The sequence below is a fragment of the Bradyrhizobium sp. Crot121 genome (assembly GCF_059512385.1).
In genome coordinates this window covers 40,290-65,389 of the sequence record NZ_JCAMOR010000044.1, presented here as the reverse complement: position 1 = coordinate 65,389, position 25,100 = coordinate 40,290, and the positions used below count along the sequence as shown (strand labels likewise).

General features: G+C 63.4%; 26 protein-coding genes. 13 read left to right on the top strand and 13 right to left on the bottom strand.

What is annotated here, in order from left to right; translation table 11 throughout:
• Positions 1 to 476: 476 nt before the first annotated feature.
• Together AC5ZGW_RS29970 and AC5ZGW_RS29965 are read right to left on the bottom strand one after the other, a co-directional pair.
• Entirely contained in the window at positions 477 to 1,127 is a 651-nt protein-coding gene (locus tag AC5ZGW_RS29970; RefSeq protein ID WP_130227435.1) for a CoA transferase subunit B, read from the bottom strand.
• Positions 1,128 to 1,145: 18 nt separating this feature from the next.
• Entirely contained in the window at positions 1,146 to 1,853 is a 708-nt protein-coding gene (locus AC5ZGW_RS29965) for a CoA transferase subunit A (RefSeq protein ID WP_028167022.1), read from the bottom strand.
• A 243-nt stretch (positions 1,854 to 2,096) separates the two neighbouring features.
• On the opposite strand from AC5ZGW_RS29965, the gene AC5ZGW_RS29960 reads away from it, so the two are divergent.
• The 4 genes from AC5ZGW_RS29960 to AC5ZGW_RS29945 all read left to right on the top strand — a co-directional run bounded on the left by AC5ZGW_RS29960 (position 2,097) and on the right by AC5ZGW_RS29945 (position 7,347).
• The gene (locus tag AC5ZGW_RS29960; protein ID WP_130227434.1) at positions 2,097 to 4,046 is read left to right on the top strand and encodes an AsmA family protein; all 1,950 of its coding nucleotides are present in this window, start codon (positions 2,097 to 2,099) and stop codon (positions 4,044 to 4,046) included.
• A 123-nt stretch (positions 4,047 to 4,169) separates the two neighbouring features.
• Positions 4,170 to 5,558: an ABC transporter substrate-binding protein gene (locus AC5ZGW_RS29955; RefSeq protein WP_130227433.1), complete on the top strand. Its 1,389-nt coding sequence runs from the start codon at positions 4,170 to 4,172 to the stop codon at positions 5,556 to 5,558.
• Between the two features lie 71 nt (positions 5,559 to 5,629).
• Entirely contained in the window at positions 5,630 to 6,499 is an 870-nt protein-coding gene (locus AC5ZGW_RS29950) for a carbohydrate ABC transporter permease (protein WP_130227432.1), read from the top strand.
• The gene (locus AC5ZGW_RS29945; protein ID WP_130227431.1) at positions 6,496 to 7,347 is read left to right on the top strand and encodes a carbohydrate ABC transporter permease; all 852 of its coding nucleotides are present in this window, start codon (positions 6,496 to 6,498) and stop codon (positions 7,345 to 7,347) included. Before AC5ZGW_RS29950 ends, AC5ZGW_RS29945 begins: the two co-directional genes overlap by 4 nt.
• 4 nt (positions 7,348 to 7,351) lie before the next feature.
• Here AC5ZGW_RS29945 and AC5ZGW_RS29940 read toward each other — a convergent pair whose 3' ends face one another.
• Genes AC5ZGW_RS29940 through AC5ZGW_RS29930 form a run of 3 tightly spaced genes read right to left on the bottom strand, consistent with a single transcriptional unit; the run spans position 7,352 to position 10,250 of the window.
• Complete coding sequence (locus AC5ZGW_RS29940) at positions 7,352 to 8,167, bottom strand: ABC transporter permease (protein WP_028167017.1); 816 nt, start codon at positions 8,165 to 8,167, stop codon at positions 7,352 to 7,354.
• Positions 8,167 to 9,081, bottom strand: coding sequence for an ABC transporter permease (locus AC5ZGW_RS29935; RefSeq protein WP_130227430.1), 915 nt, complete (start codon positions 9,079 to 9,081; stop codon positions 8,167 to 8,169). The genes AC5ZGW_RS29940 and AC5ZGW_RS29935 overlap by 1 nt, the downstream gene beginning before the upstream one ends.
• Positions 9,078 to 10,250 (bottom strand): ABC transporter ATP-binding protein, encoded by a 1,173-nt coding sequence (locus tag AC5ZGW_RS29930; protein WP_463327158.1) that lies wholly within the window; start codon positions 10,248 to 10,250, stop codon positions 9,078 to 9,080. Before AC5ZGW_RS29930 ends, AC5ZGW_RS29935 begins: the two co-directional genes overlap by 4 nt.
• A gap of 134 nt (positions 10,251 to 10,384) precedes the next feature.
• Between AC5ZGW_RS29930 and AC5ZGW_RS29925 the strand changes: the two genes are divergently transcribed.
• Positions 10,385 to 11,710, top strand: a complete 1,326-nt coding sequence (locus tag AC5ZGW_RS29925) for a tetratricopeptide repeat protein (RefSeq protein WP_165435328.1) — start codon at positions 10,385 to 10,387, stop codon at positions 11,708 to 11,710.
• Positions 11,711 to 11,724: 14 nt separating this feature from the next.
• Here AC5ZGW_RS29925 and AC5ZGW_RS29920 read toward each other — a convergent pair whose 3' ends face one another.
• The 3 genes from AC5ZGW_RS29920 to AC5ZGW_RS29910 form a co-directional block, all read right to left on the bottom strand.
• Positions 11,725 to 12,714, bottom strand: coding sequence for a Bug family tripartite tricarboxylate transporter substrate binding protein (locus tag AC5ZGW_RS29920; RefSeq protein WP_130227429.1), 990 nt, complete (start codon positions 12,712 to 12,714; stop codon positions 11,725 to 11,727).
• Between the two features lie 257 nt (positions 12,715 to 12,971).
• Positions 12,972 to 13,181 carry a hypothetical protein gene (locus AC5ZGW_RS29915; RefSeq protein ID WP_130227428.1) on the bottom strand — a complete coding sequence of 70 codons (210 nt, stop codon included), beginning with the start codon at positions 13,179 to 13,181 and terminating at the stop codon, positions 12,972 to 12,974.
• A gap of 184 nt (positions 13,182 to 13,365) precedes the next feature.
• Positions 13,366 to 16,056: a sensor domain-containing protein gene (locus AC5ZGW_RS29910; RefSeq protein ID WP_130227427.1), complete on the bottom strand. Its 2,691-nt coding sequence runs from the start codon at positions 16,054 to 16,056 to the stop codon at positions 13,366 to 13,368.
• Positions 16,057 to 16,304: 248 nt separating this feature from the next.
• Here AC5ZGW_RS29910 and AC5ZGW_RS29905 point away from each other — a divergent pair, with 248 nt between their 5' ends.
• Entirely contained in the window at positions 16,305 to 17,402 is a 1,098-nt protein-coding gene (locus AC5ZGW_RS29905) for an NAD(P)/FAD-dependent oxidoreductase (protein WP_130227426.1), read from the top strand.
• Between the two features lie 87 nt (positions 17,403 to 17,489).
• Here AC5ZGW_RS29905 and AC5ZGW_RS29900 read toward each other — a convergent pair whose 3' ends face one another.
• Positions 17,490 to 17,675 (bottom strand): YdcH family protein, encoded by a 186-nt coding sequence (locus AC5ZGW_RS29900; RefSeq protein ID WP_028167009.1) that lies wholly within the window; start codon positions 17,673 to 17,675, stop codon positions 17,490 to 17,492.
• A 243-nt stretch (positions 17,676 to 17,918) separates the two neighbouring features.
• Here AC5ZGW_RS29900 and AC5ZGW_RS29895 point away from each other — a divergent pair, with 243 nt between their 5' ends.
• The 3 genes from AC5ZGW_RS29895 to AC5ZGW_RS29885 all read left to right on the top strand — a co-directional run bounded on the left by AC5ZGW_RS29895 (position 17,919) and on the right by AC5ZGW_RS29885 (position 18,934).
• The gene (locus tag AC5ZGW_RS29895; protein ID WP_028167008.1) at positions 17,919 to 18,125 is read left to right on the top strand and encodes a YdcH family protein; all 207 of its coding nucleotides are present in this window, start codon (positions 17,919 to 17,921) and stop codon (positions 18,123 to 18,125) included.
• 352 nt (positions 18,126 to 18,477) lie between these two features.
• Entirely contained in the window at positions 18,478 to 18,669 is a 192-nt protein-coding gene (locus AC5ZGW_RS29890; RefSeq protein ID WP_130227438.1) for a hypothetical protein, read from the top strand.
• A gap of 16 nt (positions 18,670 to 18,685) precedes the next feature.
• Positions 18,686 to 18,934 (top strand): hypothetical protein, encoded by a 249-nt coding sequence (locus AC5ZGW_RS29885; RefSeq protein WP_028167006.1) that lies wholly within the window; start codon positions 18,686 to 18,688, stop codon positions 18,932 to 18,934.
• Between the two features lie 12 nt (positions 18,935 to 18,946).
• Here the strand turns inward: AC5ZGW_RS29885 and AC5ZGW_RS29880 are convergent, their stop codons facing one another.
• Positions 18,947 to 19,681: a GGDEF domain-containing protein gene (locus AC5ZGW_RS29880; protein WP_165435327.1), complete on the bottom strand. Its 735-nt coding sequence runs from the start codon at positions 19,679 to 19,681 to the stop codon at positions 18,947 to 18,949.
• Positions 19,682 to 19,826: 145 nt separating this feature from the next.
• Here AC5ZGW_RS29880 and purE point away from each other — a divergent pair, with 145 nt between their 5' ends.
• Positions 19,827 to 20,315: a 5-(carboxyamino)imidazole ribonucleotide mutase gene (purE, locus tag AC5ZGW_RS29875; protein WP_130227437.1), complete on the top strand. Its 489-nt coding sequence runs from the start codon at positions 19,827 to 19,829 to the stop codon at positions 20,313 to 20,315.
• Positions 20,312 to 21,409, top strand: a complete 1,098-nt coding sequence (locus AC5ZGW_RS29870) for a 5-(carboxyamino)imidazole ribonucleotide synthase (RefSeq protein ID WP_130227424.1) — start codon at positions 20,312 to 20,314, stop codon at positions 21,407 to 21,409. The genes purE and AC5ZGW_RS29870 overlap by 4 nt, the downstream gene beginning before the upstream one ends.
• Before the next feature lie 54 nt (positions 21,410 to 21,463).
• Here the strand turns inward: AC5ZGW_RS29870 and aqpZ are convergent, their stop codons facing one another.
• Positions 21,464 to 22,186 (bottom strand): aquaporin Z, encoded by a 723-nt coding sequence (aqpZ, locus tag AC5ZGW_RS29865; RefSeq protein ID WP_028167002.1) that lies wholly within the window; start codon positions 22,184 to 22,186, stop codon positions 21,464 to 21,466.
• Positions 22,187 to 22,452: 266 nt separating this feature from the next.
• On the opposite strand from aqpZ, the gene rpsU reads away from it, so the two are divergent.
• Both rpsU and AC5ZGW_RS29855 read left to right on the top strand, forming a co-directional pair.
• Positions 22,453 to 22,752, top strand: a complete 300-nt coding sequence (gene rpsU / locus AC5ZGW_RS29860) for a 30S ribosomal protein S21 (protein ID WP_027579707.1) — start codon at positions 22,453 to 22,455, stop codon at positions 22,750 to 22,752.
• Positions 22,753 to 22,951: 199 nt separating this feature from the next.
• Complete coding sequence (locus tag AC5ZGW_RS29855; RefSeq protein ID WP_130227423.1) at positions 22,952 to 23,566, top strand: tetratricopeptide repeat protein; 615 nt, start codon at positions 22,952 to 22,954, stop codon at positions 23,564 to 23,566.
• 249 nt (positions 23,567 to 23,815) lie between these two features.
• On the opposite strand, the gene AC5ZGW_RS29850 is transcribed toward AC5ZGW_RS29855, so the two are convergent.
• The gene (locus tag AC5ZGW_RS29850; RefSeq protein WP_130227422.1) at positions 23,816 to 24,703 is read right to left on the bottom strand and encodes a hypothetical protein; all 888 of its coding nucleotides are present in this window, start codon (positions 24,701 to 24,703) and stop codon (positions 23,816 to 23,818) included.
• Positions 24,704 to 24,811: 108 nt separating this feature from the next.
• Positions 24,812 to 25,096 carry a cupin domain-containing protein gene (locus AC5ZGW_RS29845; protein WP_028166999.1) on the bottom strand — a complete coding sequence of 95 codons (285 nt, stop codon included), beginning with the start codon at positions 25,094 to 25,096 and terminating at the stop codon, positions 24,812 to 24,814.
• Between the last annotated feature and the right edge of the window lie 4 nt (positions 25,097 to 25,100).

Sequence of the window (25,100 nt, the reverse complement as noted above, 5' to 3'; positions counted from 1 at the left end):
TGGTCCTACCCCCGTGCTTTTTGTTGCACGGGACCCACGGGTGCAACCTGCACCCGGCTTTCCCTGCGCCCTCTGTTTTCGAGGAGGGTGAAACGAGAGCAAAGCACGGGCGTGACACGCCGTGAGAATGCGAACTCACATCCCCACTGCTGTTTGAAAATTGAATCGGAATGCCAGCCCCGTCATTGCGAGCGCAGCGAAGCAATCCATCGCGCCACTTGCGGAGGCATGGATTGCTTCGCTGCGCTCGCAATGACGACAATAGTGGAGAGAGCGTGCGATACGACGCTTTCTCCGTGCCCGTTGATGCGCCCTCTCCCCTTGTGGGAGAGGGCTACTCCGGCGTCGGCAATGAAACTCATTTGGGTGAGGGGTCTCTCTCCACGAGCACCGTCGCCCGCGGGGACAACCCCTCATCCGTCGCACATTTCATGCGCGCCACCTTCTCCCACAAGGGGAGAAGGGAAGAACCATCATCACGTGTTCTTCAGCGCCACCCGAAACTCGGCTTCGGTCTTGGCCTTCACCTCATCCAGCGTGACGCCGTCGGCGAGTTCGACCAGCGCCATGCCGTCCTTGCCATGCTTGTCGATGGTGAAGACGGCCAGATCAGTGACGACCATGTCGACCACGCGTTCGCCGGTCAGCGGCAGCGAGCATTGCTTGAGCAGCTTCGGGCCGTCCTTGGCGGAATGCTCCATCACCACTACGACGCGCTTGACGCCGGCGACGAGGTCCATGGCGCCGCCCATGCCCTTCACCATCTTGCCGGGGATCATCCAGTTGGCGAGATCGCCGTTCTGGGCCACCTGCATCGCGCCGAGGATCGAAAGGTCGATATGACCGCCGCGCACCATGCCGAAGGAATCGGCGCTGGAGAAATAGCTGGTCGACGGCAATTCGCTCACCGTCTGCTTGCCGGCGTTGATGAGGTCGGCATCCTCCTCGCCCTCGTAGGGGAACGGGCCCATGCCGAGCATGCCGTTCTCGCTCTGCAGGCTGACGTCGATGCCTTCGGGGATGTAGTTCGAAACCAGCGTCGGGATACCGATACCGAGGTTGACGTAATAGCCGTCGCGCAGCTCTTTCGCGGCGCGCGCCGCCATCTGTTCACGGGTCCAGGCCATGGGACTCTCCTGCTAAATTTAGGCTGCGGGGCGCGGGCGGGTATTGCGGAACTCGATCCGCTTCTTACCGGTGCCGACCTCGACGATGCGCTTTACGAAAATGCCTGGGGTGTGGATGTGATCGGGATCGATCTCGCCGGCCGGAACCAGATGCTCGACCTCGGCCACGGTGATCTTCGCGGCCGTCGCCATCATCGGGTTAAAGTTGCGCGCGGTCTTGCGATAGACCAGGTTCCCGGCGGTGTCGCCCTTCCAGGCGTGGATGATGGCGAGGTCGGCGAACAGGCCACGCTCCATGATGTACTTCTCGCCGTCGAATTCCTTCACTTCCTTGCCCTCGGCAATCAGCGTGCCGACACCGGTCTTGGTGTAAAAGGCCGGGATTCCGGCGCCGCCGGCGCGGATGCGCTCGGCCAGCGTGCCCTGCGGATTGAATTCGAGCTCGAGCTCGCCGGCGAGATATTGCTGCGCGAACAGCTTGTTCTCGCCGACATAGGAGGAAATCATCTTCTTGATCTGGCGTGTCTCCAGCAGCCGGCTCAGCCCGATACCGTCGACGCCGGCATTGTTGGAGACCACCGTCAGGTTCTTGACCCCGGAGTCCCGGATCGCATCGGAGAGTGTTTCGGCGATGCCGCAGAGGCCGAAGCCGCCCGACATGATCATCATGCCGTCCTTAAGGATGCCGTCGAGTGCCGATTTGGCGTCGGGATAGACCTTGTTCATGAAAGAGGACCTGATCGAGAAAAGGCGCGGCGGCCGGAATTGGTTGGGATTATTAGGCGAAATCTTCGCAATGCGTCAATGACGCCCCGTTTCGCCATCTCACCTGCCTACAACCTCGACGACGGCCTTGAAAGCGTCAAGAAAACCCTTCAAGTTGCGTGGCTTGGCAGGGGCGCCAGGTGCGCTGCCCGGTTTTATTCGAAGATCCGATCACCTCAACCCGACCTGGATATGTCACTGACGATGGCCCAAGGAATGAAGCGCCTGGGGATGCCGATTGCGGCGTTTTTCGGCCTCGCGCTGCTTGGCCTGATCGGGACATCCTGGTTTCTGAACCGGGACGCCCTGCAGCAGGCGGTGGAGGCGCAAATCCGCGCCGTCACCGGGCTCGACCTCGTCGTCAACGGCCATATCGATGTCTCGGTGTTCCCCGGCAGCTATGTCTCGTTCCATGACGTCGGGCTGAGGGGCGGCGGGACCATCGACCCTGCGCTGCGGGTCGACGTGCTCACCGCCAATCTGCGCCTGCTGCCGCTATTGCTGCGGCGGTTCGAGATCGCCGACGTCATGATGCTGCGACCGCATATCCACGTCATCAGGGACGGCAAGGGCGACAGCAACTGGACGCCGTTCATCGACACCATCGCGCGCGCGATGAAACCCGGCGCCGAGAACCAGATGTCGTTCTCAGAGATCCGCATCCAGGACGGCATCCTCAATTATGAGGATGAGAGCAACCATGTCAGGGAGCAACTCGGCGACATCGACCTGTCGCTGGCCTGGCCGTCGATCTCGCGTTCTTTTGCCGCAACCGGACAGTTCGACTGGCGCGGCGAGCGCGTCGACGGCTCGATCAGCGCCAGCGACTTCATCGCGCTGTTGTCAGGCGAGCGCTCGGGGCTGAAGGCGCGCCTTGCCAGCGCGCCGCTCAAGCTCGCCTTCGACGGCACGGTCGCCAACCGGACCAGCCTGATGATGGAGGGCACCGCGACCATCGACAGCGTGTCCTTGCGCAACGCGCTGCGCTGGATGGGACAGGCCCCGCCTGGCAGCGGCGGGTTCGGCCGCTTCACGCTAAAGGCGCGCGCCAATCTCGTCGGCGGCTCGGTGGCGCTCACCAATGTCAATGTCGAGCTCGACGGCAACGTCGCCGAGGGGGTGATGACCTTCGCCAACAATGGCCGACAGACGCTGCAGGCGACACTCGCCGCCGGCAACCTCGATTTCACGCCCTATATCTCGACCTTCCGCCTATTGGCGAGCGGCCAGCGTGACTGGAACCGGCAATTGTTCGATTTGAACGCGCTCACCGCGACCGACCTCGACATGCGGCTGTCGGCGGCGCGGGTGACGGTCGGCTCGACCAGGCTCGGGCGCACGGCGCTCGGCGCCAATTTGCGCGGCGGCACGCTCGCGCTCTCGGTTGCGGAAGCGCAGATGTATGGCGGCATCGCCAAGGGCTCGCTCGGGATCGCGCGGTCGGATGCCATCGCCGATGTAAAGGCGCAGCTCGAGTTCATCGATGTCGACCTGCAGGCCTGCGCCAGCGAATTGTTCGGCGTCAGCAAGCTCACCGGCCGCGGCAACCTCAACGTCGCGCTGACGGCGTCCGGCTCCAGTCCGTTCGGGCTCGCGCAATCGCTCGATGGTACCGCGACGCTGAGCGGGCATGATGGCGCGATCGCGGGCTTCAATGTCGAACAGCTTCTGAAGCGGCTGGAGCGGCGACCGCTGTCCGGCGGCGGCAATTTCCGCTCGGGCTCGACGCCTTACGACAATCTGACGATCGGCGTGCGATTCAATGATGGCGTCGCCACCGCCGAAGACATCCGCCTCGAAGGACCTGCGGCCAAGATCACGCTGACCGGCACCGCCTCGGTGCCGTCGAGGGAATATGATCTGAAGGGCGTCGCCAGCCTGAATTCGGCGCCGAGCGGCAGCAACGGTTTTGACCTGCCGTTCGTGGTGCAGGGTCCGTGGGACGATCCTTTGGTCTTCCCGGATCCGGAAAGCCTGATCCGCCGCTCGCCGGCGTCGTCGCAGTTGCTCGATGCGGTGAAGGACCGCAAGACCCGCGACACCGTGCGCTCGGTGATCGAGCGCTTCACCGGCGGCCCGCGGCAGCAGCCCTCTGATGCCGCAGCATCCCCGACGCGAGCGCCGACGGCGGCCGAGAACGCCAAGCCGAATTGAACCTTTCGACTTTCGTCGTGGTTCAAAGGCGAACCGCGCGCGCCATCTGGATCAGGCCGCGGCCATGCGCTAGTCTTTTATCCAACCGGTTAAAAAAACCGGCATCAAGACAGGGAGAACAACGTGAAATCCAAGTTGGGTATTGCTGTGCTTTCTTTCGCGGTCGCCGCCATCGGGCTGATCCACGCGACCGCGCCGGCACTGGCGCAGGAGAAGAAGATCACGGTCTGGTGGGGCAAGGGCTTCTACAAATCCGAGGATGACGCGCTCCTCGAGGCGATCAAGAAGTTCGAAGCCAAGACCGGCATCAAGGTCGAGCTGTCGCAATACGCGATCCAGGACATGATCCCGAAGACGGTCGCCGCGCTCGATTCCGGCACCGTGCCCGACGTCGCCTATTCCGATACGTATGACGTGCAGGCCGGCGGCAAATGGGCGTTCGAAGGCAAGCTCGAGGACCTCTCCGACATCCTGCTGCCGATGAAATCGGCCTTCGCCCCGAACACGCTGGAGACTGCCTATCTCTACAACGACCAGACCAAGAAGAAGGGCTATTACGGCTTCCCGCTGAAACAGCAGAGCATGCATGTGCAGATCTGGGGCGACATGCTGCAGCAGGCCGGCTTCAAGCCGAGCGATATTCCGACCAAGTGGGCGGATTACTGGTCGTTCTGGTGCGACAAGGTGCAGCCGGCGATCCGTAAGGCGACCGGCAACCGCATCTACGGCGTCGGCCAGCCGATGGGTGTGGAATCGACCGACTCGTTCCAGTCGTTCTACACCTTCATGGACGCCTACGACGTCAAGCTGGTCGATGACGACGGCAAACTCCTGGTCGATGATCCCAAGGTGCGCGACGGGCTGATCCATGCGCTGAAGGATTACACCGACACCTACATCAAGGGCTGCACGCCGCCCTCCTCCACGACCTGGAAGGACCCGGACAACAACGTCGCCTTCCACAACAAGACCATCGTGATGACCCACAACTTCACGATCTCGATCGCGGCGAAATGGTTCGAGGATTCCAACAACCAGGCGCTGACGCCCGAGCAGCGCGCCGCCGGCAAGAAGGCCTATGAGGAAACCATCATCACAGCCTCCTTCCCCAACAAGCCGGACGGCAACCCGATCAAGTACCGCTCCGACGTTAAGACCGGCGTGATCTTCACCGCGGCCAAGAACAAGGCCGAGGGCAAGGAGTTCGTCAAATTCCTGCTGCAGGAGGAGAACCTCGGGCCTTATGTCGAGGGTGCGCTCGGCCGCTGGTTCCCGGTCACGGTCGCCGGCCAGAAGAGCCCGTTCTGGCAGGCCGACCGGCATCGCAAGGCGGTCTACACCCAGTTCACCGGCGGCACCACGCCGTTCGACTTCACCAAGAACTACAAGTTCACGATCCTGAACAACGAGAACGTCTGGGCCAAGGCCATGAACCGCGTCGTCAGCGAGAAGGTGCCGGTGGACAAGGCCGTCGACGAACTGATCGCCCGCATCAAGCAGGTCGCGGGCTGACGTCAACAAGGCCGGTCGCGGTCGACGCGGCCGGCCTCCCTGTCACGGCGATGTAGGACGTGATGTAACACATGGCGATCACGCTTTCCGATCATGCGATCCCGAGCCCGCCGCTGTCGGCGCGGCTGTCGACGCCGCAAGTCTGGGGCATCGTGCTGCTGGCGCCCTATCTGCTCGTGTTCCTGGCCTTCGTGCTCTATCCCGTCGGTTACGGGCTATGGCTCGCGCGCCATCCGCAAAGCTATGTCGAGCTCTATCACGACCCGATCTTCGCGCGCGCCGCCGTCAACACGCTGATCTTCCTCGTCATCGGCATCAACGTCAAAATGCTGATCGCGCTGTTCCTGTCGGGCTTCTTCGTCCAGCAGCGCCACTGGATCAGGTGGCTGTCGGTGCTGTTCATCCTGCCCTGGGCGGTGCCGTCGATCCCGACCATCCTGTCGGTGCGCTTCATGCTCAATCCGGAATGGGGCGTGGTCAATCACATCATCTTCAGCCTGACCGGCGATGACGGCCCGAACTGGCTCAACGATCCGGCGGTGGCGCTGACCATGGCGATCGGCGTCCACATCTGGAAGTCGCTGCCGTTCTGGACGCTGATCCTGATGACCGGGCGGCTCGCCATCTCCAACGACCTGTTCGAGGCCGCTGCCGTCGACGGCGCGAGCTTCTGGCAGAAATTCCGCTACATCACCTGGCCGTCGATGCGGACGCTCTACGTCACCTGCACGCTGCTCTCGATGATCTGGACGCTCGGCGACTTCAACAGCGTCTACCTCCTGACCGGCGGCGGGCCGGCCGACCTCACCCATGTGCTGTCGACGCTCGGCATCCGCTATCTCCGGCTCGACCAGCTCAATCTGGCGATGGCCTCGATCGTCTGCGCGCTGCCGCTGGTGCTGCCGCTTGTCTATTTCATGATGAAACGGTTGTCGCGATGAAGCTGCCCACCCTGCGCGAGATCGGCACCGAGGCCAAGCTGCTCCTGATCGGCATCCCCGTCCTGATCTGGACGCTGGTGCCGATCTATCACATGTTCCTGTTTGCGATCTCGCCAAAGGAGGACGCGTTCTCCGGCAAGCTCTGGCCCGATCATCCGACGCTGCACAATTTCGAGATCGTGTTCCGCCAGCAGCACTACTTCCTGCGCGATTTCTGGATGCAGTTCGGCAATTCAACCCTGATCGCGCTGGCGACCGGCGCGCTGACGCTGTTCATCGCAACATCAGCGGCGTTCTCGATCTCGCGATTGCGTACGCCCGGCGGCCGCGCGGTGATGAACCTGGCGCTGTTCACCTATTTCATCCCGGCCGCATTCCTGGCCGTGCCGATGTACCGCACCATGGGCAATTACGGATTGCTCAACACTCACTGGTCGCTGATCCTGGCGATGGTGACCATCGCCTCGCCCTACGCGATCTGGGTGTTGAAGCAAGCATCCGACAAACTGCCGGTCGAGCTCGACGAAGCCGCGACCATGGACGGCGCGACCACGCTGCAATTGTTCCGGCTGGTCTACGTGCCGCTGATGATGCCCTCACTGGTCGCGGTCGGCACGTACGCCATCCTGCTGGCCTGGAACGAATATCTCTATGCGTTCCTGCTGCTATCGAAGGACACCGACATCACGCTCCCCGTTGCGCTCGGCAATTTCCTCGCCGCCGACGATTCGCCGTGGGAGCTGTTGATGACGACCGGCTTCATCTACGCGCTGCCACCGGCGGCGATCTACTATGCCTTCAAGCGCTACATGGTCGGCGGCCTCACCGCGGGCGCGGTGAAGTCGTGACCGCTCACAGCGGCGCGGCGCTCTCGCCCTGGGAGCTCGACAATTTCGAAGCGAACGAGGCGATCACGATCAGGACGGCGATCAATGCGATCACCAGCGTGCAGATCGCGTTGATCTCCGGCTTCACCCCGAGCCGCACCTCCGAATAAATCCGGATCGGCAGCGTCGCCGAGCCGGGACCGGTGGTGAAGCTTGCGATCACGACGTCGTCGAGCGACAGCGTGAAGGCGAGCATCCAACCCGCGACGATGGCGGGAACGATCAGCGGCAGCGTCACCATCAGGAACGCCTTCACCGGATTGCAGCCGAGGTCCATCGCGGCCTCCTCCAGGCTGCGGTCGAGCGAAGCAAGGCGCGACTGCACCACCACGGTGACGAAGCACATGGTGAGCGTAGTGTGGGCGATAGTCACCGTCCAGAAGCCGCGCTCGGCGTTCAGCGCCACAAACAGGAGTAGCAGTGACAGTCCCGAGATCACCTCCGGCATCACCAGCGGCGAATAGAGCATGCCGGAGAACAGCGCGCGGCCGGCAAAGCGCTCGCCGCGCGCCAGGCCTATGGCCGCGAGGGTGCCGAGCAGCGTCGCCAATGTGGCGGACACGGCGGCGACGCGCAGGCTCATCCAGGCGGCTTCCAGCATGGCGCGGTCATTGAAGAACTCGATGTACCAGCGCAGCGACCAGCCGCCCCACACATTCACCAGCCGCGACGCGTTGAACGAAAAGATCACGAGGATCACGATCGGCAAATAAAGGAACGCGAGCCCGAGCGCGAGCGCGGTCATGTTGAAGCGCGAAAGCCGGTTCACGGTACGTGCCATCAGCGTCGGCCCTCGACCTGCCGACGCTGCAGCCGGTCATAGAGCACGAGCGGCGGCACCAAGAGAAGCAACAGCGCGATCGCGACGGCCGAGGCCACCGGCCAGTCCTTATTGGTGAAGAATTCGAGCCAGAGCGTCTGGCCGATCATCAGCGAATTGGAGCCGGCCAGAAGATCGGGGATCACGAACTCGCCGACAATCGGTATGAAGCAGAGCAATACCCCTGCCCCGACGCCCGGCAATGACAGCGGAAACGTCACAAGCCAGAAGGCCTTCCGCGGCGAGGCGCCCAGATCTTCGGCGGCCTCCAGCAGCGTGCGGTCCATCTTCGCGAGCGTGGCGTAGAGCGGCAGGATCATGAACGGCAGATAGGAATAGACGATGCCGATATACATCGCGGTGTCGGTCGACAGCCAGACAACAGGCCCGGGCACCAGATGCAATGCGAGCAAGATCCGGTTGAGCAAGCCGTCATGCTGCAGGATGTTGATCCAGGCATAGATGCGGATCAGGAACGAGGTCCAGAACGGCACGATGACAAGGGTCATCGCGATGCCCTGCCAGCGCTGCGGCAGCCGCGCCATGCCGTAGGCGATGGGATAACCGATCACGAGCAGAATCAGCGTCGATGTCGCGGCGACGACGAGGCTGCGCAGATAGGACAGGATGTAGAGATTGTCCGAGAGCAGCAGCCGGAAATTTTCCAGCGACAACTGCTCGAACGCGGCCTTGAACGCCACCCATCCCTCGCCGAGGTCGAACACCGGCGTATAAGGCGGCTGCGCAATCGCGGTCTGCGACAGGCTGATCTTCAGCACAAAGCCGAACGGCACCAGGAAAAACAGCGCCATCCAGAGATAGGGCGCGATGGCGGCATAGCGCGCCGGACGGGCAAAGATACGGCGCGTGCTCATTGCTCGAGCACCACCCCATCGTCGGGCGTGAACCAGACAGCCACGCGCTCGCTCGAACCATAGCCATCCGCGTCAAGCCGCGCGGTATTGGCCATCACCGAGCGGACCACCGCACCATTGTCGAGCCTGATCCTGTAAGCGGTGAGGCCGCCGAGGTAATTGATCTCCGCGACCTCGCCCTCGAAGCGATTGATTGCTTGCAACGCGTCGGCACCCGACGCCAGTCCACGCCGCGATAATTTGATCTTCTCGGGCCTGATCGCGACGGTCACGATCTCTTTCATCACCGATTGGCGCGGTTCGGCCACCGTGATGATCCCTGCTTCACGCGTCGTGACCTTCAGCCTGCCCTGCTCGCGCGAGATGACCTGCCCCTCGAACAGATTGACGTCGCCGACGAACTCGGCGACCCAGCGCGAGGCCGGCGCCTCATAGAGGTCGCGCGGGGTTGCGACCTGCGCCAGGCGGCCGGCGTCCATCACACCGATCCGGCTCGCCATCGTCATCGCCTCTTCCTGGTCGTGGGTGACGATGATGAAGGTCATGCCAAGGCGGCGCTGCAATTCCATCAATTCTGCCTGCGTGCTCTCGCGCAGTTTTTTGTCGAGCGCGGCCAAGGGCTCATCGAGCAGCAGCATCTGCGGCCGGCGTGCCAGCGAGCGCGCCAAGGCCACGCGCTGCCGCTGGCCGCCGGAAAGCTGGTCGGGCTTGCGTTTCTCCATCCCCTCGAGCTTGACGAGCGCCACCATCTCGGCGACGCGGGCGGCGATCTCGCCGCGCGCCATGCCGGCGCGCCGCAGGCCGAATGCGATGTTGTCACGCACCGAGAGATGCGGAAACAGCGCATAGTTCTGGAACATCATATTGACGGGCCGCTCATGCGGCATCACCTGCGCGATGTCGCGACCAGCAAGCAGGATGCGTCCCTCGTCCGGTGTCTCGAATCCCGCCAGCATGCGCAACAGCGTGGTTTTGCCGCACCCGCTCGGGCCAAGCAGGGCGAAGAATTCACCGGCGCGGATATCGAGTGAGAGCTCGTTGACCGCGGTGAAGTTGCCGAACCTTTTCGTCACGCCCTCGATGCGCAGCAGCGGCATGTCGGTCGCCCTCCGCGGCGCAGTTTTTTCCGTGGTCGAATTATTTGCGGTCTTCGCCAGTTCCTCAGCCATGATTCCCTTTAGCCCGAACGTGACCGCAAGCTAGCGGCGGATCGCCACTGGCTCAACCGCCTCACGCGGCGTCTTCCGCAATATTGTTGTCACAGGCGCCTCTGCTAGATTTCGCCTGCACGTCAGGAGGACGAATGATGAACCGGGACCGCTACGACCTGCCGCTGACGACCGCTTCCGATCGCGCCGCGGCGCTCTACCGTGATGGCATCGACTGTATCCTTGCGGCCTGGCATGGCGCGGATGCGGCCTTTGAGGCGGCCATCGCCGAGGATCCCGATTTTGCGCTTGCCCATGTGGCGCGTGCCCGCGTCCATCAGATCAACATGGAAGGCGCGGCGGCCCGCGACAAGGCGGCAAAAGCCCGGCAATTGGCCGCCGCCGCGAGTCGGCGCGAGCAGCAGCATGTCGAGATCGTAGCCTCGGTGGTTGAAAGCCAGACCAGGCACGCATTGCAAGTGGCCGAACAGCACCTGACGGAATTTCCGCGCGACGCGCTGATCCTGTCGCTGCTGCTCGGCGCCTTCGGCCTCTACGCTTTCTCGGGACGGCCCGACCATGACGCGGCACGGCTTTCGATCTGCGAGCGCTATGCTGCCGACTATGGCGAAGACTGGTGGTTCCTCACCTATCTCGGCTGGTCGCGAACCGAGGCGGGCGACGTCATCACCGGCCGCGATACCACCGAGCGCGCCTATTGGATGAAGCCGGCAAATGCCAGCGCGGCCCACGCTCTGTCGCATGCCCTGTTCGAGCAGGGTGATCCCAAGGAAGGCCGCACCTTCGTGTCCGGCTGGTTGCCGGCACACGACCGTGTGAGCTTCTTGCAGGGACATCTTGCCTGGCACCTGGCACTGATCGCGCTCGAGGACGGTGACACTGACGGCGCGCTCGACATCTACGAGCGGCATATCAGACCGCAGGGGCGGCCCTATCCGCCGCTGAACATTCTGACCGATACCACCTCATTGCTGTGGCGGGTCTCGCTGGCGGGAAGGACCGGGCTTGACTCGCATTGGCAGGAAGTCGCCGCCTACGGCGAGAAATTCTTCCCGAAAGCCGGGGCGCATTTTGCCGATGTCCATCACGCATTGGCTGCCGCGGCGAGCAACGGCGGCGCTCTGGAGCCGCGGCTTGCCGAAATGGAGGCGCGGCACGCCGAGGGCAAGCTGGCGCCCGGCGCTTCCGCGATCGGTCTTTGCCGCGGTATCCAGGCATTTGCCTCGGGCGACAACGAGGGCGCCGTGCGCATCCTCGAGCCGTTGATGCCGGAACTGGTGCGGATCGGCGGCAGTCACGCCCAGCGCGAGCTTTGGGAGGACACATTCATCGTCGCCTGTCTTCGCGCGGGGCGCGGCGAGAAAGCGACAAAGCTGATCGCCGACCGCCTGCACCGGCGGCCATCCCGCCGCGACGAAGCTTGGTCGCAGCAGGCAGATCGAAGCAGGGCGCTCAGCTAGTATCTCCAGATTGTCTAGGATGGTTCCAAGCCGAGCGCTTGCGCGCTCTCCATCCAGACCGGCAATTCCCTCTGATACAAAGCGTTGCTTTCCCTAAAGCCGAGCGCCGGGTCGAGCACGAAGGTGCTGAGAACTTCCTTCACTTTCGCATCGTTATTGGCTGCCACGCAGAGTTCCGCCAACCGGTCGACGATCGGCTGCGGCGTCGCCTTCGGCAACGCCCAGCCCGTGAAGCCGCTCACGGTGAAGAATTTCGCTGTCGCGCCTTGCTCAGGTAAAGTCTTGATGTTCGGGATCGCGTCGACCTTCTTCGAATGCACCGCGAACACAACGCCGCGATTGCTCTGCAGGACGGTTTGCGCAGCCGTGTAGCTGCCCATCGCGACATCGAGCGTGCCTTCCGCCAGCCCCGTCCACATTGGCGCTTCGCCACGGTAATGGATCGGTTCGATGTTGAGACCATACTGTTTGTTGAGCTCATTGATCGTCATGTGCGGGGCCGAGCCCGCACTATAGGTGCCGAAGTTCACCTTGCCGCTCTTGCGCGCGAAAGCGACGAATTCGTCCAACGTCTTGACGCCGGCCTTCGGGCTCGCGACCAGCAGCAGCCCTGCCCCCGGGATGATGCTGACGAGCGTCAGGTCCTTGTCCATGTCGTAGCCGGGGTTCTTCATCATGGCTCTGTTCATCACATAGGTGGTTGAGATGGAGCACAGGATCGTATGGCCATCTGGCTCCGCGCGCGCGACTTCCGCGGCGCCTATCGAGCCCGAGGCCCCCGCTCTGTTCTCTATGACGACAGTCTTTCCCACCTGCCTGGAGATGAATTCGCCGAAGGCGCGCGCGAGCAGGTCGGTCTGGCCGCCGGCCGGATAGCTGCAGATCATACGGATTTGCCGCGACGGCCACGCTTCCTGCGCCGCGGCCCTGCGCAAGAGGAACGGCATCGCTGCCGCTGTCGTACCCGCAGCAATGAATTGACGGCGATCAAGTTTCGCTGACATGGCTCCCTCCCTGAATTTTTCATCAGGGTATCGCATCGTCCGACCTCGGCCAGGGGCGAAAGACGGGACAGATTGGCGCAGAGGCACGTCAGAAGCGAACGTTTACGAACGTCCGCTTTGGTCTCTTTTGAATGTCGGCGTCAGCGTGCGGGCGTCTCTTCGTTCCACCACGCGGCACTGCGTGAGCTTGAACTTTGCCAAGGCGCTTTGGGCCGTCCGTTCGCTCGCACACACCGGATGGGATCGGAAGTCGATGCTCAGGGGCTTTTCCTGCTGACGATTCCGTCGGCTTCGAGGGCCTGAGCGATCTGCTCGAGGATTGCCTCCGTCGAATTCTCGCCCGACGCCAGAGTCTTACTTGCCAAACTGAGCTGCGCTGGCGCAGGCTGCTGGCCCAAGGACGCGTTCGCCTTTGGCACCAATTCGCCGAGTTCCTGCTCGACGCGGCTCCAATCCCGTTGATCCACGGCATCCTCCGCACTGATCAATTGCAAGACTACAGCGGGAGGTCTCGGGCGAAAAAGTAAAAGAAGCGCGATGGTTAAGACTGGCCTAAGCGGCCGCGACGAGAGCACGCCCATGCCGGAAGGTCATAGCGCTCCCACGTGAAGGAGATACAGGCGCGGGTGAAGAAAACCCGTCCAGCAAGACTTACCCGGTCTTGCGGACCAGTTCCACGACATTACCGCCGTTGCCCACCAGCGCCGCGTACTGGCCGACCGGCGCCGGCTTGCCGATCAGATAACCCTGCACCGCGTCGCATCCCTCCTTTGCCAGGAAGCCGAGCTGCTCCTCGGTTTCCACGCCCTCAGCGACGATCGACATCTGCAGGCCGTGACCGAGATCGATGACAGCGCGGACGATCGCCGCCGATTGGGGGTTGCGGCCGAGATTCATGACGAAGGCGCGGTCTATCTTGATCTTGTCGAAGGGAAACGCCTGCAGGTAGCTCAGCGAGGAATAGCCGCTGCCGAAATCGTCCATCGAGATGCGCACGCCGAGCGCCTTCAGCCGCCTGAGCAGCGCCAGGCCGCGATCGAAATCCTCGATCAGCACGCCCTCGGTGATTTCGAGCTCGAGCCTGTCGGGCCGCAAGCCCGTTTCGAGCAGGATCGAATGCACGAGGCTGACAAGGTCGCCGTGCATGAACTGCGCCGGAGAAAGATTGACCGCGATCTGCAGCGGCTGCTTCCAGGAGGCGGCCTCGCGGCAGGCCTCGCGCAGGATCCATTCGCCCATCTCGACGATCAGGCCGCCTTCTTCCGCCAGCGGAATGAAATCCGCGGGCGAAACGAAGCCGCGCACTGGATGCTGCCAGCGCGCCAGGGCCTCGAAACCGATCACCCTGCTCTCGTCCACCGTTGCGCCGGCCGCGGCCAGCGGCTGGTAGTAGAGCGATAATTCGCCGTTCCGGATCGCGGCGGAGAGATCCTGATGCAGCACGCGCCGGTCGCGGATCTGCTGGTCCATTTCCGGCTCGTAGATCGAGATCGTGCCCCGCGACTTCGCCTTCGCGCGGAACAGCGCCGCGCCGGCATTGGCGAGCAGCGAGGCGGCATCCGAGCCATTGTGCGGGAATACCGAAATGCCCGCAGTGACGCCGGTGCGGACCGATTTGCCATCGATCAAGAATTCCTGGGCGAGCGCCTCCGCCACCTGCTCGGCAAGAACGATGCCGGCGGCCGGCTGCTTGCCGTCGATGATCAGGCCGAACTCATCGCCCGAGAGGCGCGCCACCACGCCGCCGCGCGCCGAGGTCTGCAGGCGCCGGGCCACCTCGATCAGCAATTTGTCGCCGATCGCATGGCCAAACACGTCGTTGATCTCTTTCAGGCCGTCGAGGTCGACGCAAAGCACGGCGAATTCCTCGTCGGTGCCGCCACAGGCCTCGATCATCTGCGCCAGCGCCTGCAGGAAAGCGGCGCGGTTCGGCAAATCGGTCAAACCGTCGTGATAGGCCATATGGGCCATGCGGGATTCGGTCTGGCGTCGATCCGTGACGTCCTCATGCGTCTTGATCAGGTATTGCGGCTCGCCATGCTCGTCGAGCACGGTCATGCGGCGGGTCAGGAATAGCCGCAAGCCGTCCTTGGTCGAGATCGGATGCTCCTCGGTGAGCAGGCCGCGTTTCTTGATCGCAGCCTCGTCGCGCGCGATGATCAGCTTGGCCTCGCGCGGATTGAAGATGTCCGTCGCCGTCAGGCCGGTGGCATCCTCGCGCCGGCGGTTCAGGATCGTCTCAGCCGAGCGGTTGGCGAGCAAATATCGGCCGTCGCTGACGCGCTCGACGATCAGCGAGACCGGAATGTTGTCGACCACGAGTTCGAGGAACTTCTTGGCGTTCTCCAATTCCCGCGACAGCGAACGGCGGTCGGTGACATCATCGAACAGCGCGATCAGGAATTCCGGCTCGCCCTTCTCGCTGCGCGCGATCACGCGGTTGGAAGCGAGGATGCGCCGCTCCGGGCCACGTTCGACCCAGAACTCGTTGCGGAAGGAGCCTTCTGGAGCTTGAAGCGCCGCCTTGTCGGCGGCCGCGATGCTCGCGGCGCTCTCGGGACTAAAGATCTCGTCGGCGCGCTTGCCGACGATGCGATCGCGCGAGAAGCGCGAGAACCGCTCGAAGGCACGGTTGGCGAAGATGTAGCGGCCGTCCTCGATGTTCTTCGCGGCCACGCAGACCGGCACGTTGTCGAGCACCGATTCCAGGAACTGGGTGGTGGATGCGAGCTTGCGCGACAGTTGCCGCTGGTCGGTGCAGTCCTCATGCGTCGCGATCGATCCGCCATTGGGCAGCCCGAAATGTCGGACCACGACCGATTTGCCGTTGGGCAATTCCGTCACCATCCCCTCGGGGCTGGCGGCCCGGACATAGAACTCCGCAGGTGTGGCATCCATCAAACCGCGTTTGTGCCGCATTGCCAGCAGTTCGGGCCCGGTCATGTTGCGCGGTATGTCAGAGCGCGACAGGCCATAGATTTCGAGATAGCGGTCGTTGCAGAACACGATCCGCTTTTGCGCATCGGTCATCACCACGCCCTGGTTCAGATGGTTGAGGGCGGAGCTGACGAAGGCATTGCGCCGGAGTTGTATGCGCTGCACCCTTCGCAGCGCCGAAAGCACCGAGAGCGTGATCGCGCCCACGAAGGAGGCGACGACGATGCCGCCGATCAAAAGCTCCCAGACCAGGTTCGGCCCGAGCGAACCGATATCGCTCGATGGGACCAGACCGGCTGACGCTGCGAGAGCCAATGCAGCCGACGCAATGGCCACGACAAGGCAGACGACGGCCGGCGCCGGAATCAGATTCCTCCCGCTTCCCTGCGCTTTCTTGCCAGCCATTCCGTCACCTTGCGGATTTCCGCATTACAGTCTCTGGCCTTGGCAGTTTGGATCGGGTAAACGCCGCGCGATGCAACCGGAAAATGTGACTTAATTTAGGGCAATTGCCCTGACATGATTAATGCCGCACTAATGCCGGTGCGCCACGAAGCCTATTTCGAGGCAATCCGGGGCGTTGCTACCAAGGCGCGGATGGACAACAACACGCAGAACCCTATTCGCGCCGATTTCCGGGGCTTGAAGGATCCATGGACAGAGTTGATTGCGTCGTCATCGGAGCGGGTGTGATCGGGCTCGCCGTCGCACGCCGCCTCGCACAAGCAGGGCGCGAAGTGATCGTGCTGGAAGCCGCCGAGGGGATCGGCACCGTGACCTCCTCGCGTAACAGCGAGGTGATCCATGCCGGCATCTACTACCGTGCCGGCAGCCTGATGGCGCGGATGTGCGTCAGCGGCAAGCATGCGCTTTACCGTTATTGCAAGGAGCACGGCGTCCCCTATCGCAATTGCGGCAAGCTGATCGTCGCGACCACGCCGAAAGAGACCGAAAAGCTGCAATCGATCCGCGCCCATGCCGAGGCCAATGGCGTGCGCGACATGGAGCTGCTTTCGGGCGAATCCGCCCGCGCGATGGAGCCAGCGTTGAACTGCGACGCCGCACTGCTGTCGCCGTCCACCGGGATCATCGACAGCCACGCCTATATGCTGGCGCTCAGGGGCGATGCGGAGGCCGCCGGCGCCGCATTCGCCTTCCATACCCCGCTGCTCCGCGCCAAGGCGGCGGCCGGCCGGATCGAGATCGAGGCCGGTGGCGAAGCGCCGATGACGCTGGAATGCGACCTGCTCGTCAATGCCGCAGGCCTCGGGGCGCCGGCGGTCGCGCGCGGCATCGAGGGTATGCCGCTCGAATTGATCCCATGCGCCTATCTCGCCAAGGGAAACTATTTCAGTTGCAGCGCGCGGGCGCCGTTCTCGCGGCTGATCTACCCGGTGCCCGAGCCCGGCGGGCTCGGCGTGCACCTCACCCTGGACATGGCAGGGCAGGCCCGCTTCGGCCCGGATGTGGAATGGGTGGAGAGCATCGATTACGCCGTCGATCCGGCGCGCGCGGACCGCTTCTATCCGGCAATCCGCAAATATTGGCCCGGGCTGCCGGACGGGGCACTGATGCCAAGCTATTCCGGGATCCGACCGAAGATCGTTCCGCCGGCCGTGGCGACGCAGGATTTCCTGATCCAGGGGCCGCGCGATCACGGCGTCACTGGATTGATCAATCTGTTTGGTATCGAATCGCCCGGGTTGACGTCGTCGCTCGCGATCGCCGATTACGTCGGTGAGTTCGTGTGAGCAGTCGCAACATCGACCACGGATGAGCGCTTCGGCGCCCATCCGGCCTGAAGTGGTGTACGTTGCGATATGTTACCGGGGGACTGGCTAGTGGAATGTCTCGTCGACGGATTGTTTCAACCGTTCGATCTCGTCCTTGACCATCAACTTGCGGCGCTTGAGTTCGGTGATTTGCAGGTCGTCTGTAGAGAGGTGCAGGAGCGCTTCGTGTAGTTCGCTTTCGAGAATTTTGTGCTTGCGTTCCAGTTCAACCAGATGCGCCTGTATCGCCATTACGAAACCTCCTCGGCAGGTTGACCTCAATTTCGATCAGGACACCAAAGTGTACACCAGCCAGATTATCTGTCGACGGAGATTGCGAATCAGCGCTGCGACATTTTCGAATTTATCTGTAACAGAACGTGCGTATGGAACCGTCTTAACTTGCGCGGCGAGCGTGGAGGGAGGATATTTCGGCACGCAGATACCGAGCGATCCGGCCACAACTTCACCGTGCCTATTTTTTAGTACACAGCCATGACCGACGAAGATGAGCGCGAACTCCACGCAGAGCTTGCACGGCTGCAGCAGGAGCACCGCGATCTCGATGCAGCGATCGACGCGCTGCATCAGTCGCCGGCGCCGGATCTGCTGATGGTGCAGCGACTCAAGAAGCGCAAGCTGCACTTGCGCGATCGCATCGCCTTCATCGAGGATCAGATCACGCCCGACATCATCGCGTGACGCGCGCCGTCATTCCGGGGCGATACCAATGGGTCCGCGCGAAGCGCGGCCCGATGATAGGCTCCGCATCGAACCCGGAATCCATCGGGCCGCGCGTGCAAGTGGTAAAACGGATTCCGGGCTCGCGCTTTGCGTGCCTCGGAATGACGAGACGAGAGAATTTGCGCCTGGCTTTGCTGTCAGCGCATGTTGGCTAGCTGTCCCCGACATCCACAGGCAGACATCCACAGGCGCTTGGCGCGATCGGTCACAAGCCGCCGGCAAGGCGCTTCCGCCCTCTTGACTCCTCTAGAACAAAATAAGAACATTACCGCTGCCGCCAGCCAGAACCGGAAGGATCATCGCCATGCCCATGCCGTCAGTGTTCTCCGACAACAACCGCTACGAAGTGGCTTGCGACCAGGCGATCGCGATGTGCGACGGCAATCTGCGCAGCACCATCAAGGCGCTGATCATGGCCAACGAATTCCTCGAGACTGAGGTCGCGGAATTACAGGACGCGCTCGCGACCTGTTTCGCGCGGGCCAAGAACGACGCCGCGTAGGTAAAAGGAGCACGCCATGGCCGATATCACCTATTACGTTGCGCTGCCTTTCGTGCGGGACGACAGCGGTGAATTGGTCGCGGGCAATGCCGAGGAGTGTCAGAGCGCCGCGACCGCGTTGCGGCGCGCCGAGATGATGTCGCGGATGCCGGGCAGCATCGGCGCGGTCGCCTTCAGCCGCACCGGCGATCCCATGATCGGCGAATTCGGCGATGCGCACCTGCTGCGGAAATTCGGCAACCTGCCGGACGATCTCGGCCTGTGAAGCCGCTTGCCATCAACCCACCACTTCATGCCGCCGCTGCGCCTTGCGCACATACATCGCGCTATCAGCCTCTTCCAGCGCGCGGCTCGCCACGGAGTGCGGACCGAGGATCGCAACGCCGGCGGAGGCGCCCGCGCTGACGCTGCGGCCACCGAAATCGAAGGTAAGGCGATCGATCGATTGCTCCAGCGCCGCAGCCTTGGCCTTGGCGTCGGTCTCGGTCAGGTTCCACAGCAGCACCGCGAACTCGTCGCCGCCGAGCCGTCCGACCACGTCCGATGCACGCACCTGCTTCGTTACCGTCTTCACGATCGCCTTCAGCACCGCATCGCCGGCGGCATGGCCATAGGTGTCATTGATCGGCTTCAGGCGATCGACGTCGAGCATGACCAGCGCGCCGCTGGCGTGATAGCGCTTGATATAGGCGATCGAGCGGTTCAGCTCGCGCTCGAAGCCGCGCCGATTGAGGATGTCCAGCAGGAAGTCGGTCTCCGCGGATGCCTGCAGTTCCGCGATCTGCGCTTCCGCCGCGGCCAGTTCCGCCTTGAGGCGGCGAATTGTCGCCTTGGCCTCGGTCAATGCAGCCGATGGCACCTGGACAGGGGTGACTTTGGCGGGGGCGGCTTGGGCAGGCGCGGCTTGGGTGGTTGCGGCTTGGGCGCGGCGCGGCGCAACCTTGCGCGCAGCCGCGCTTTGTCTTTTCGCGGCCCCGGATGCGGCCGCCCTCTTCTTCTTTTTCATAAGCATCCTTGTTGAGGCCCGCTGATGAGGCTTGCCCGCATTCACCAAGACAGGATAGTCCATTCCAGATTCCTTGCCACGCCTTGGATCAGTGACGGGCCGCTCCTATAATCCGGCCCATGCTTCTGGATTCCCGATCAGAATTGACGATATGCCCGCCGCAATAGCCATTATCATGGGAAGCCAGTCGGACTGGGAGACCATGGGCCACGCCGCCGAAACGCTCACTGCCCTCGGGCTCGCGTTTGAGGCGCGGATCATTTCCGCCCACCGTACCCCGGACCGGCTGTACGCGTTCGCCAAGGCGGCAAAAGCGGCCGGTTTCAAGGTCATTATTGCCGGCGCCGGCGGTGCCGCGCATCTGCCCGGCATGACGGCTGCCCTGACGGAACTTCCAGTGTTCGGGGTTCCCGTCGAATCGAAGGCGCTGTCGGGCGTCGATTCGCTGTATTCGATCGTGCAGATGCCGGCCGGTATCCCGGTCGGCACGCTGGCGATCGGAAAATCGGGTGCCATCAACGCGGCGCTGCTCGCAGCGAGCGTGCTGGCGCTGAACGATCCGGCGCTGGCGACGCGTCTGGCCGCCTGGCGCAAGCAACAGACCGATGCGGTCAAGGAGCATCCGGAGGTATCGGCGTGACGGCTTCGACAACAGTGAAGCTGAAGCCGGGTGATACCATCGGAATTCTCGGCGGCGGGCAATTGGGCCGGATGCTGGCGATGGCCGCGGCGCGGCTCGGCCTCAAATGCCAGGTGTTCTCGCCGGATCCGGATTCGCCCGCCTTCGACGTGGTGCAGCACGCGACCTGCGCGGAATTTGCCGACGTCGAGGCGCTCGAACTGTTCGCCAATGACGTCGACGTCATCACCTATGAATTCGAGAACGTGCCGTCCGCGACCGCCTTGGTGCTGGCGGCGCGCCGCCCGGTGCTGCCGTCGCAGAAGATCCTCGAGACCACGCAGGACCGGCTGATCGAAAAGGATTTCATCACCAGGCTCGGCATCGGCACCGCCGACTATGCCGATGTGTCCTCGGTCGAAACGCTGCGCGCCGGCGTCGCGCGCATCGGCCTTCCCGCCGTCATCAAGACGCGCCGCTTCGGCTATGACGGCAAGGGCCAGGCGATGATCCGCGAGGGCGACGACATCGACCAGCTCTGGGAAGACCTCGGCACCAAATCCGCCATCCTCGAAGCCTTCGTGCCATTCGAGCGCGAAATCTCCGTGATCGCCGCGCGCTCCGCGGACGGCCACGTTGAATGTTTCGACGTCACCGAGAACGAGCACCGCGATCACATCCTGAAGATCTCGCGCGCGCCGGCGGCGATCCCGGCCGAGCTCGCCGTGCAGGCGCGATCGGTTGCGGAAAGAATCGCGCATGCGCTGAACTATGTCGGCGTACTCGGGGTCGAAATGTTCGTGGTCGCGGGCAACGACGGGCCGACCGTGCTGGTCAACGAGATCGCGCCGCGGGTTCACAATTCCGGACACTGGACGCTCGACGGCGCCTCGATCTCGCAATTCGAGCAGCACATCCGCGCCATCGCCGGCTGGCCGCTCGGCAAACCGATCCGCCATGGCGCGGTGACCATGACCAACCTGATCGGCGACGACATCCTGAGCTATGAGGAATGGCTGACAGTGCCCGGCGCAACCGTGCATCTCTACGGCAAGGGCCCGCCGCGGCCCGGCCGCAAGATGGGCCATGTCACTGAAGTGGCACCACCGAAGTAGCGCCGGCAGGCCACAAACAGTAGCCCGCCGGCAAAGTCTTAAATTAGAAACTGATCAAGCCTGTCGTACGCCTTCGACGACGCCGGTCGGCTCCTCGCTGAGCCAGCGATAGAGCACCCCGCCGAGCGCGCCGCCGATCAACGGCGCCACCCAGAACAGCCAGAGCTGCGCCAGCGCCCATCCACCAACGAACAATGCCGGCCCGGTGCTGCGCGCCGGATTCACCGAGGTGTTGGTGACGGGAATGCTGACCAGATGGATCAGCGTCAACGCGAGCCCGATCGCGAGCGGCGCAAAGCCCGCAGGCGCCCTGCCATGGGTCGCGCCCATGATGATGAACAGGAACATCATCGTCATCACCACCTCGGTGATGAAGCCGGACAACAGGCTGTACTGCCCGGGCGAATGCGCGTCATAGCCGTTGGAGGCAAAGCCCTTGGCGAGGTCGAAGCCGGGCGCGCCGCTCGCGATCAGATAGAGCACTCCCGCAGCAACGACCGCACCGATCACCTGAGCGATCACATAGGGCAGGATCTGGCCAACGGGGAAACGTCCGCCGGCAGCGAGACCGACGGTGACGGCCGGATTGAGATGGCAGCCGGACACGTGGCCGATCGCATAGGCCATGGTGACGACGCTCAATCCGAACGCCAGCGACACGCCGACCAGGCCGATTCCGACTTGCGGAAAGCCAGCGGCGATCACGGCGCTGCCGCATCCCGTAAATGTGAGCCAGAACGTGCCGATCGCCTCGGCGGCGTATTTTTGTGTCTCCATAGCAATTCTCCTATTATTTTGTTTCCCGGAGCCAGCAAAAGCTGCGGGAGCGGCCAAGCATTTGGCGCCGAATCACCCCAATCAAGGCCGCTAGGTGGCAATTTCGCCCTATTTCGTGGCTTTACTTGGCCCTTGCTCCCGCTTCACCGGTGGACATTTGCGATTTTGTCTGCTACATGCGCGCCCCTAGGGCTGAAGGTCTGGCCTTTTTGCCGACCTTGGCTTTTCCAGATTTCCGAACCGATCAATCGAAAAGAGGATGCCGCGTGCAGGTTCTCGTCCGCGATAACAATGTCGATCAAGCCCTGAAGGCGCTCAAAAAGAAGATGCAGCGCGAGGGCATTTTCCGCGAGATGAAGCTCCGCGGCCACTATGAGAAGCCTTCCGAGAAGAAGGCCCGCGAGAAGGCCGAAGCCGTGCGCCGCGCCCGCAAGTTGGCGCGCAAGAAGCTGCAGCGCGAAGGTCTGTTGCCGATGAAGCCGAAGCCGGTGTTCGGCGCCGGCGCGGGTGGTGACCGTGGCGCCGGTGGACGTGGCGGCCCGGGCGCTGGCCGCGGTCCGCGCTGATCGCACCTTTTTATAAAGGTCAGAAATGACAACGCGGGCCTGAGGGTCCGCGTTTTGCTTTTTGGTCGGTGCATTTTGCACCGCGGCCGGCTACCAATACGGAATTGCAGACGCGAGCATTTCCATTACGCGAGCAGTTCCGTTGATGGTGTTTCCGGCATCCCGCACCCGTTCTGGAATTTTGCCTCTCCCGCGCCTGATGGCACGGCCTGCCATTCTGCTGGCCGTTACACTTGGCATTCCCCTTGGTCTCCCCTTGGGCGGCTGCTCGTTCGATCTGGGATCATTGGGGCCCGGCAACGACAAACCCAAGCAGGCCGCCACCGACAAGCCGACCGGCAGCGTCAGTGCGCAGAACGTCAGCGACGCCAAGGAGCACGCGGCGCGTGGCCAGGAGTTCGCGCGGTCCTTCAAGACCGAACAGGCATTCGCCGAATTCGAACAGGCGCTCGCAGTCGATCCCTACAACACACAGGCGCTCTATGGCCGCGGCCTGATCTATCAGGGCCAGAACCAGCACCAGCAGGCGATCGAGGATTTCACCGCGGCCAGCGGCCTGGCGCCACAGAGCGTAGACCCGTTGCTGGCGCGCGCGAGCAGCTACCTCGCTCTCAACAAGGCCAAGGAAGCGGCCGCCGATCTTGACGAAGCGGTGCAGGCCGATCCGAACAGCGCCCAGGCTTGGACGGTGCGCGGCGAGGCCTATGAGAGGCTCGGCGACAAAGGCAAGGCAGCGATTTCGTACAGCCGAGCGATAGCATTGCGGCCTCGAGACGAGACCGCGCGCAGCGGCCTCGCGCGCACCGGCGGTTAAGATAGACGCACTCTCCTCGCCGTCGTCCCGGGCAAGCCAACGGGTCGCGCGAACGCGCGCCCGATGACAGGCTCCGCGCGACCCAGGACCCATAGCCACAGGGTTTAGTGATGTGTGAAGCTGCAACCACTTGCTCGCGCCACAACAACTCCCTGTGGTTATGCGTCCCCGCGTTCGCGAGGACGACAGCGTGTTTGTGGAGACAGCGAGATGACGCCGGCTATATCCAGCCTGCGCGATCGTACTCAGCTATTTCGGCAGGACGGCGTGGAATACCGATTTCATCGATGACAGCATGTCGTCGCCGATCGTCGGGCGCTCCTTGGCCGGCTCCGCCCCTGCTGCGTCGGCGCGCAGATCCAGCGGCGGACGTGAGGTCGGAATGTCCGCCGGCGGCGTCGGACGGTTCGGATCGTCAGCTGCGCTTGCGGCATAAGGCGGACGCGGCTGGGAGGTCTGGCCGAAGGTCTCGCTCGGCGGCGTCGAGACCATGATCGGCGGCGGCAACGGCCGCACCACTGACGGCGCGGTCGCGACGCGAGGCGCTTCCGGTGCACGTGCCGCCTCCGGCGAACGAGAGCCGCCCTCGGCGGTGCCGCGCAACCGCTCGATCGCGGCGCGCGCAAGGTCGTTGGCGTCACGATGCTCGTCCGGTACAGCCGCAGCTTCGGCTGGCGGCGAGGCGGGTGCAGCGGCGGGCACGGTAGCAGGCTGCTGCACCGGTGCCGGCGTCACCTTGGCGACGGCCTTTTCACGGGGTGCGGGCTGATGGCGACGGGGCTCGGCGGGCGGAATGCTTGCGGTCTCGGCGGGCGCTTCGGCGGCTGGTTTGTTCTCGGTCGCCTTCTCAGCCGGCTTCTCGATCACCGTGGCCTTCTCGGACGCCGTGCGCTCCATCAATGTGCGCTCGGACATGCCCTTGGCCTTCACGCCAGCTTCGGGAAGATTGGAGACCTCGGCAGGCTTTTCGACGGGTTTGCTCGCGACGGCCGCCTTCGGCTGGGCGGTCGAAACAGCGGCGGCGGCCGGTGCCTCCGGCTTGGCTACGATGTAGTGGTTAACGATGTAGGCCCCGATGACCGTCGCAGCCACCGAGGGAAAGATATCGACGACAAATTTCGTCAGGTATTTCAGCATTGCCAACCACTCCCCGCCGCGGCGTTAGATGCGGGAACTTTGAGGCACATTGAGGGATCAACTGCGTCGGATCAATGGCAACCGGCCGGTTCCGGCGATCACGGATGCTTACGGTTTGAGTTCAATCTCGAGGAAGACGATCTCCGTAGAGGTTTCATTAAGTACATCGTGCTCCACCCCCGCCTTCCGGAAATACGACTTGCCTACGCGGAGCTCGGCCTTCGACCGCTCGCCACTGGGCGCCACGATGGTCATCTCGCCGGCGGTCACGGGCACGATCACATAGTCCATCTCATGGACGTGAGGCCCGGTCGCACTGCCCGGCGCCAGCCGCCACTCGGTGACGCGGACTTCGGGGGTGTCGACCTGGACATCGGATTTCGCGGCAAGCATCGTC

Bases quoted from the DNA above. Each gene is read 5' to 3' on its own strand.
- AC5ZGW_RS29920 (WP_130227429.1), bottom strand. From the start codon at position 12,714: ATGTCAGCGAAACTTGATCGCCGTCAATTCATTGCTGCGGGTACGACA.
- AC5ZGW_RS29880 (WP_165435327.1), bottom strand. From the start codon at position 19,681: ATGCTTATGAAAAAGAAGAAGAGGGCGGCCGCATCCGGGGCCGCGAAA.
- AC5ZGW_RS29960 (WP_130227434.1), top strand. From the start codon at position 2,097: ATGGCCCAAGGAATGAAGCGCCTGGGGATGCCGATTGCGGCGTTTTTC.
- AC5ZGW_RS29910 (WP_130227427.1), bottom strand. From the start codon at position 16,056: ATGGCTGGCAAGAAAGCGCAGGGAAGCGGGAGGAATCTGATTCCGGCG.
- AC5ZGW_RS29940 (WP_028167017.1), bottom strand. From the start codon at position 8,167: ATGGCACGTACCGTGAACCGGCTTTCGCGCTTCAACATGACCGCGCTC.
- AC5ZGW_RS29855 (WP_130227423.1), top strand. From the start codon at position 22,952: ATGGCACGGCCTGCCATTCTGCTGGCCGTTACACTTGGCATTCCCCTT.
- AC5ZGW_RS29895 (WP_028167008.1), top strand. From the start codon at position 17,919: ATGACCGACGAAGATGAGCGCGAACTCCACGCAGAGCTTGCACGGCTG.
- AC5ZGW_RS29890 (WP_130227438.1), top strand. From the start codon at position 18,478: ATGCCGTCAGTGTTCTCCGACAACAACCGCTACGAAGTGGCTTGCGAC.
- AC5ZGW_RS29970 (WP_130227435.1), bottom strand. From the start codon at position 1,127: ATGGCCTGGACCCGTGAACAGATGGCGGCGCGCGCCGCGAAAGAGCTG.
- AC5ZGW_RS29950 (WP_130227432.1), top strand. From the start codon at position 5,630: ATGGCGATCACGCTTTCCGATCATGCGATCCCGAGCCCGCCGCTGTCG.
- AC5ZGW_RS29965 (WP_028167022.1), bottom strand. From the start codon at position 1,853: ATGAACAAGGTCTATCCCGACGCCAAATCGGCACTCGACGGCATCCTT.
- purE (WP_130227437.1), top strand. From the start codon at position 19,827: ATGCCCGCCGCAATAGCCATTATCATGGGAAGCCAGTCGGACTGGGAG.
- aqpZ (WP_028167002.1), bottom strand. From the start codon at position 22,186: ATGGAGACACAAAAATACGCCGCCGAGGCGATCGGCACGTTCTGGCTC.
- AC5ZGW_RS29905 (WP_130227426.1), top strand. From the start codon at position 16,305: ATGGACAGAGTTGATTGCGTCGTCATCGGAGCGGGTGTGATCGGGCTC.
- AC5ZGW_RS29930 (WP_463327158.1), bottom strand. From the start codon at position 10,250: ATGGCTGAGGAACTGGCGAAGACCGCAAATAATTCGACCACGGAAAAA.
- AC5ZGW_RS29935 (WP_130227430.1), bottom strand. From the start codon at position 9,081: ATGAGCACGCGCCGTATCTTTGCCCGTCCGGCGCGCTATGCCGCCATC.
- AC5ZGW_RS29945 (WP_130227431.1), top strand. From the start codon at position 6,496: ATGAAGCTGCCCACCCTGCGCGAGATCGGCACCGAGGCCAAGCTGCTC.
- AC5ZGW_RS29925 (WP_165435328.1), top strand. From the start codon at position 10,385: ATGATGAACCGGGACCGCTACGACCTGCCGCTGACGACCGCTTCCGAT.
- AC5ZGW_RS29900 (WP_028167009.1), bottom strand. From the start codon at position 17,675: ATGGCGATACAGGCGCATCTGGTTGAACTGGAACGCAAGCACAAAATT.
- AC5ZGW_RS29885 (WP_028167006.1), top strand. From the start codon at position 18,686: ATGGCCGATATCACCTATTACGTTGCGCTGCCTTTCGTGCGGGACGAC.
- AC5ZGW_RS29845 (WP_028166999.1), bottom strand. From the start codon at position 25,096: ATGCTTGCCGCGAAATCCGATGTCCAGGTCGACACCCCCGAAGTCCGC.
- AC5ZGW_RS29850 (WP_130227422.1), bottom strand. From the start codon at position 24,703: ATGCTGAAATACCTGACGAAATTTGTCGTCGATATCTTTCCCTCGGTG.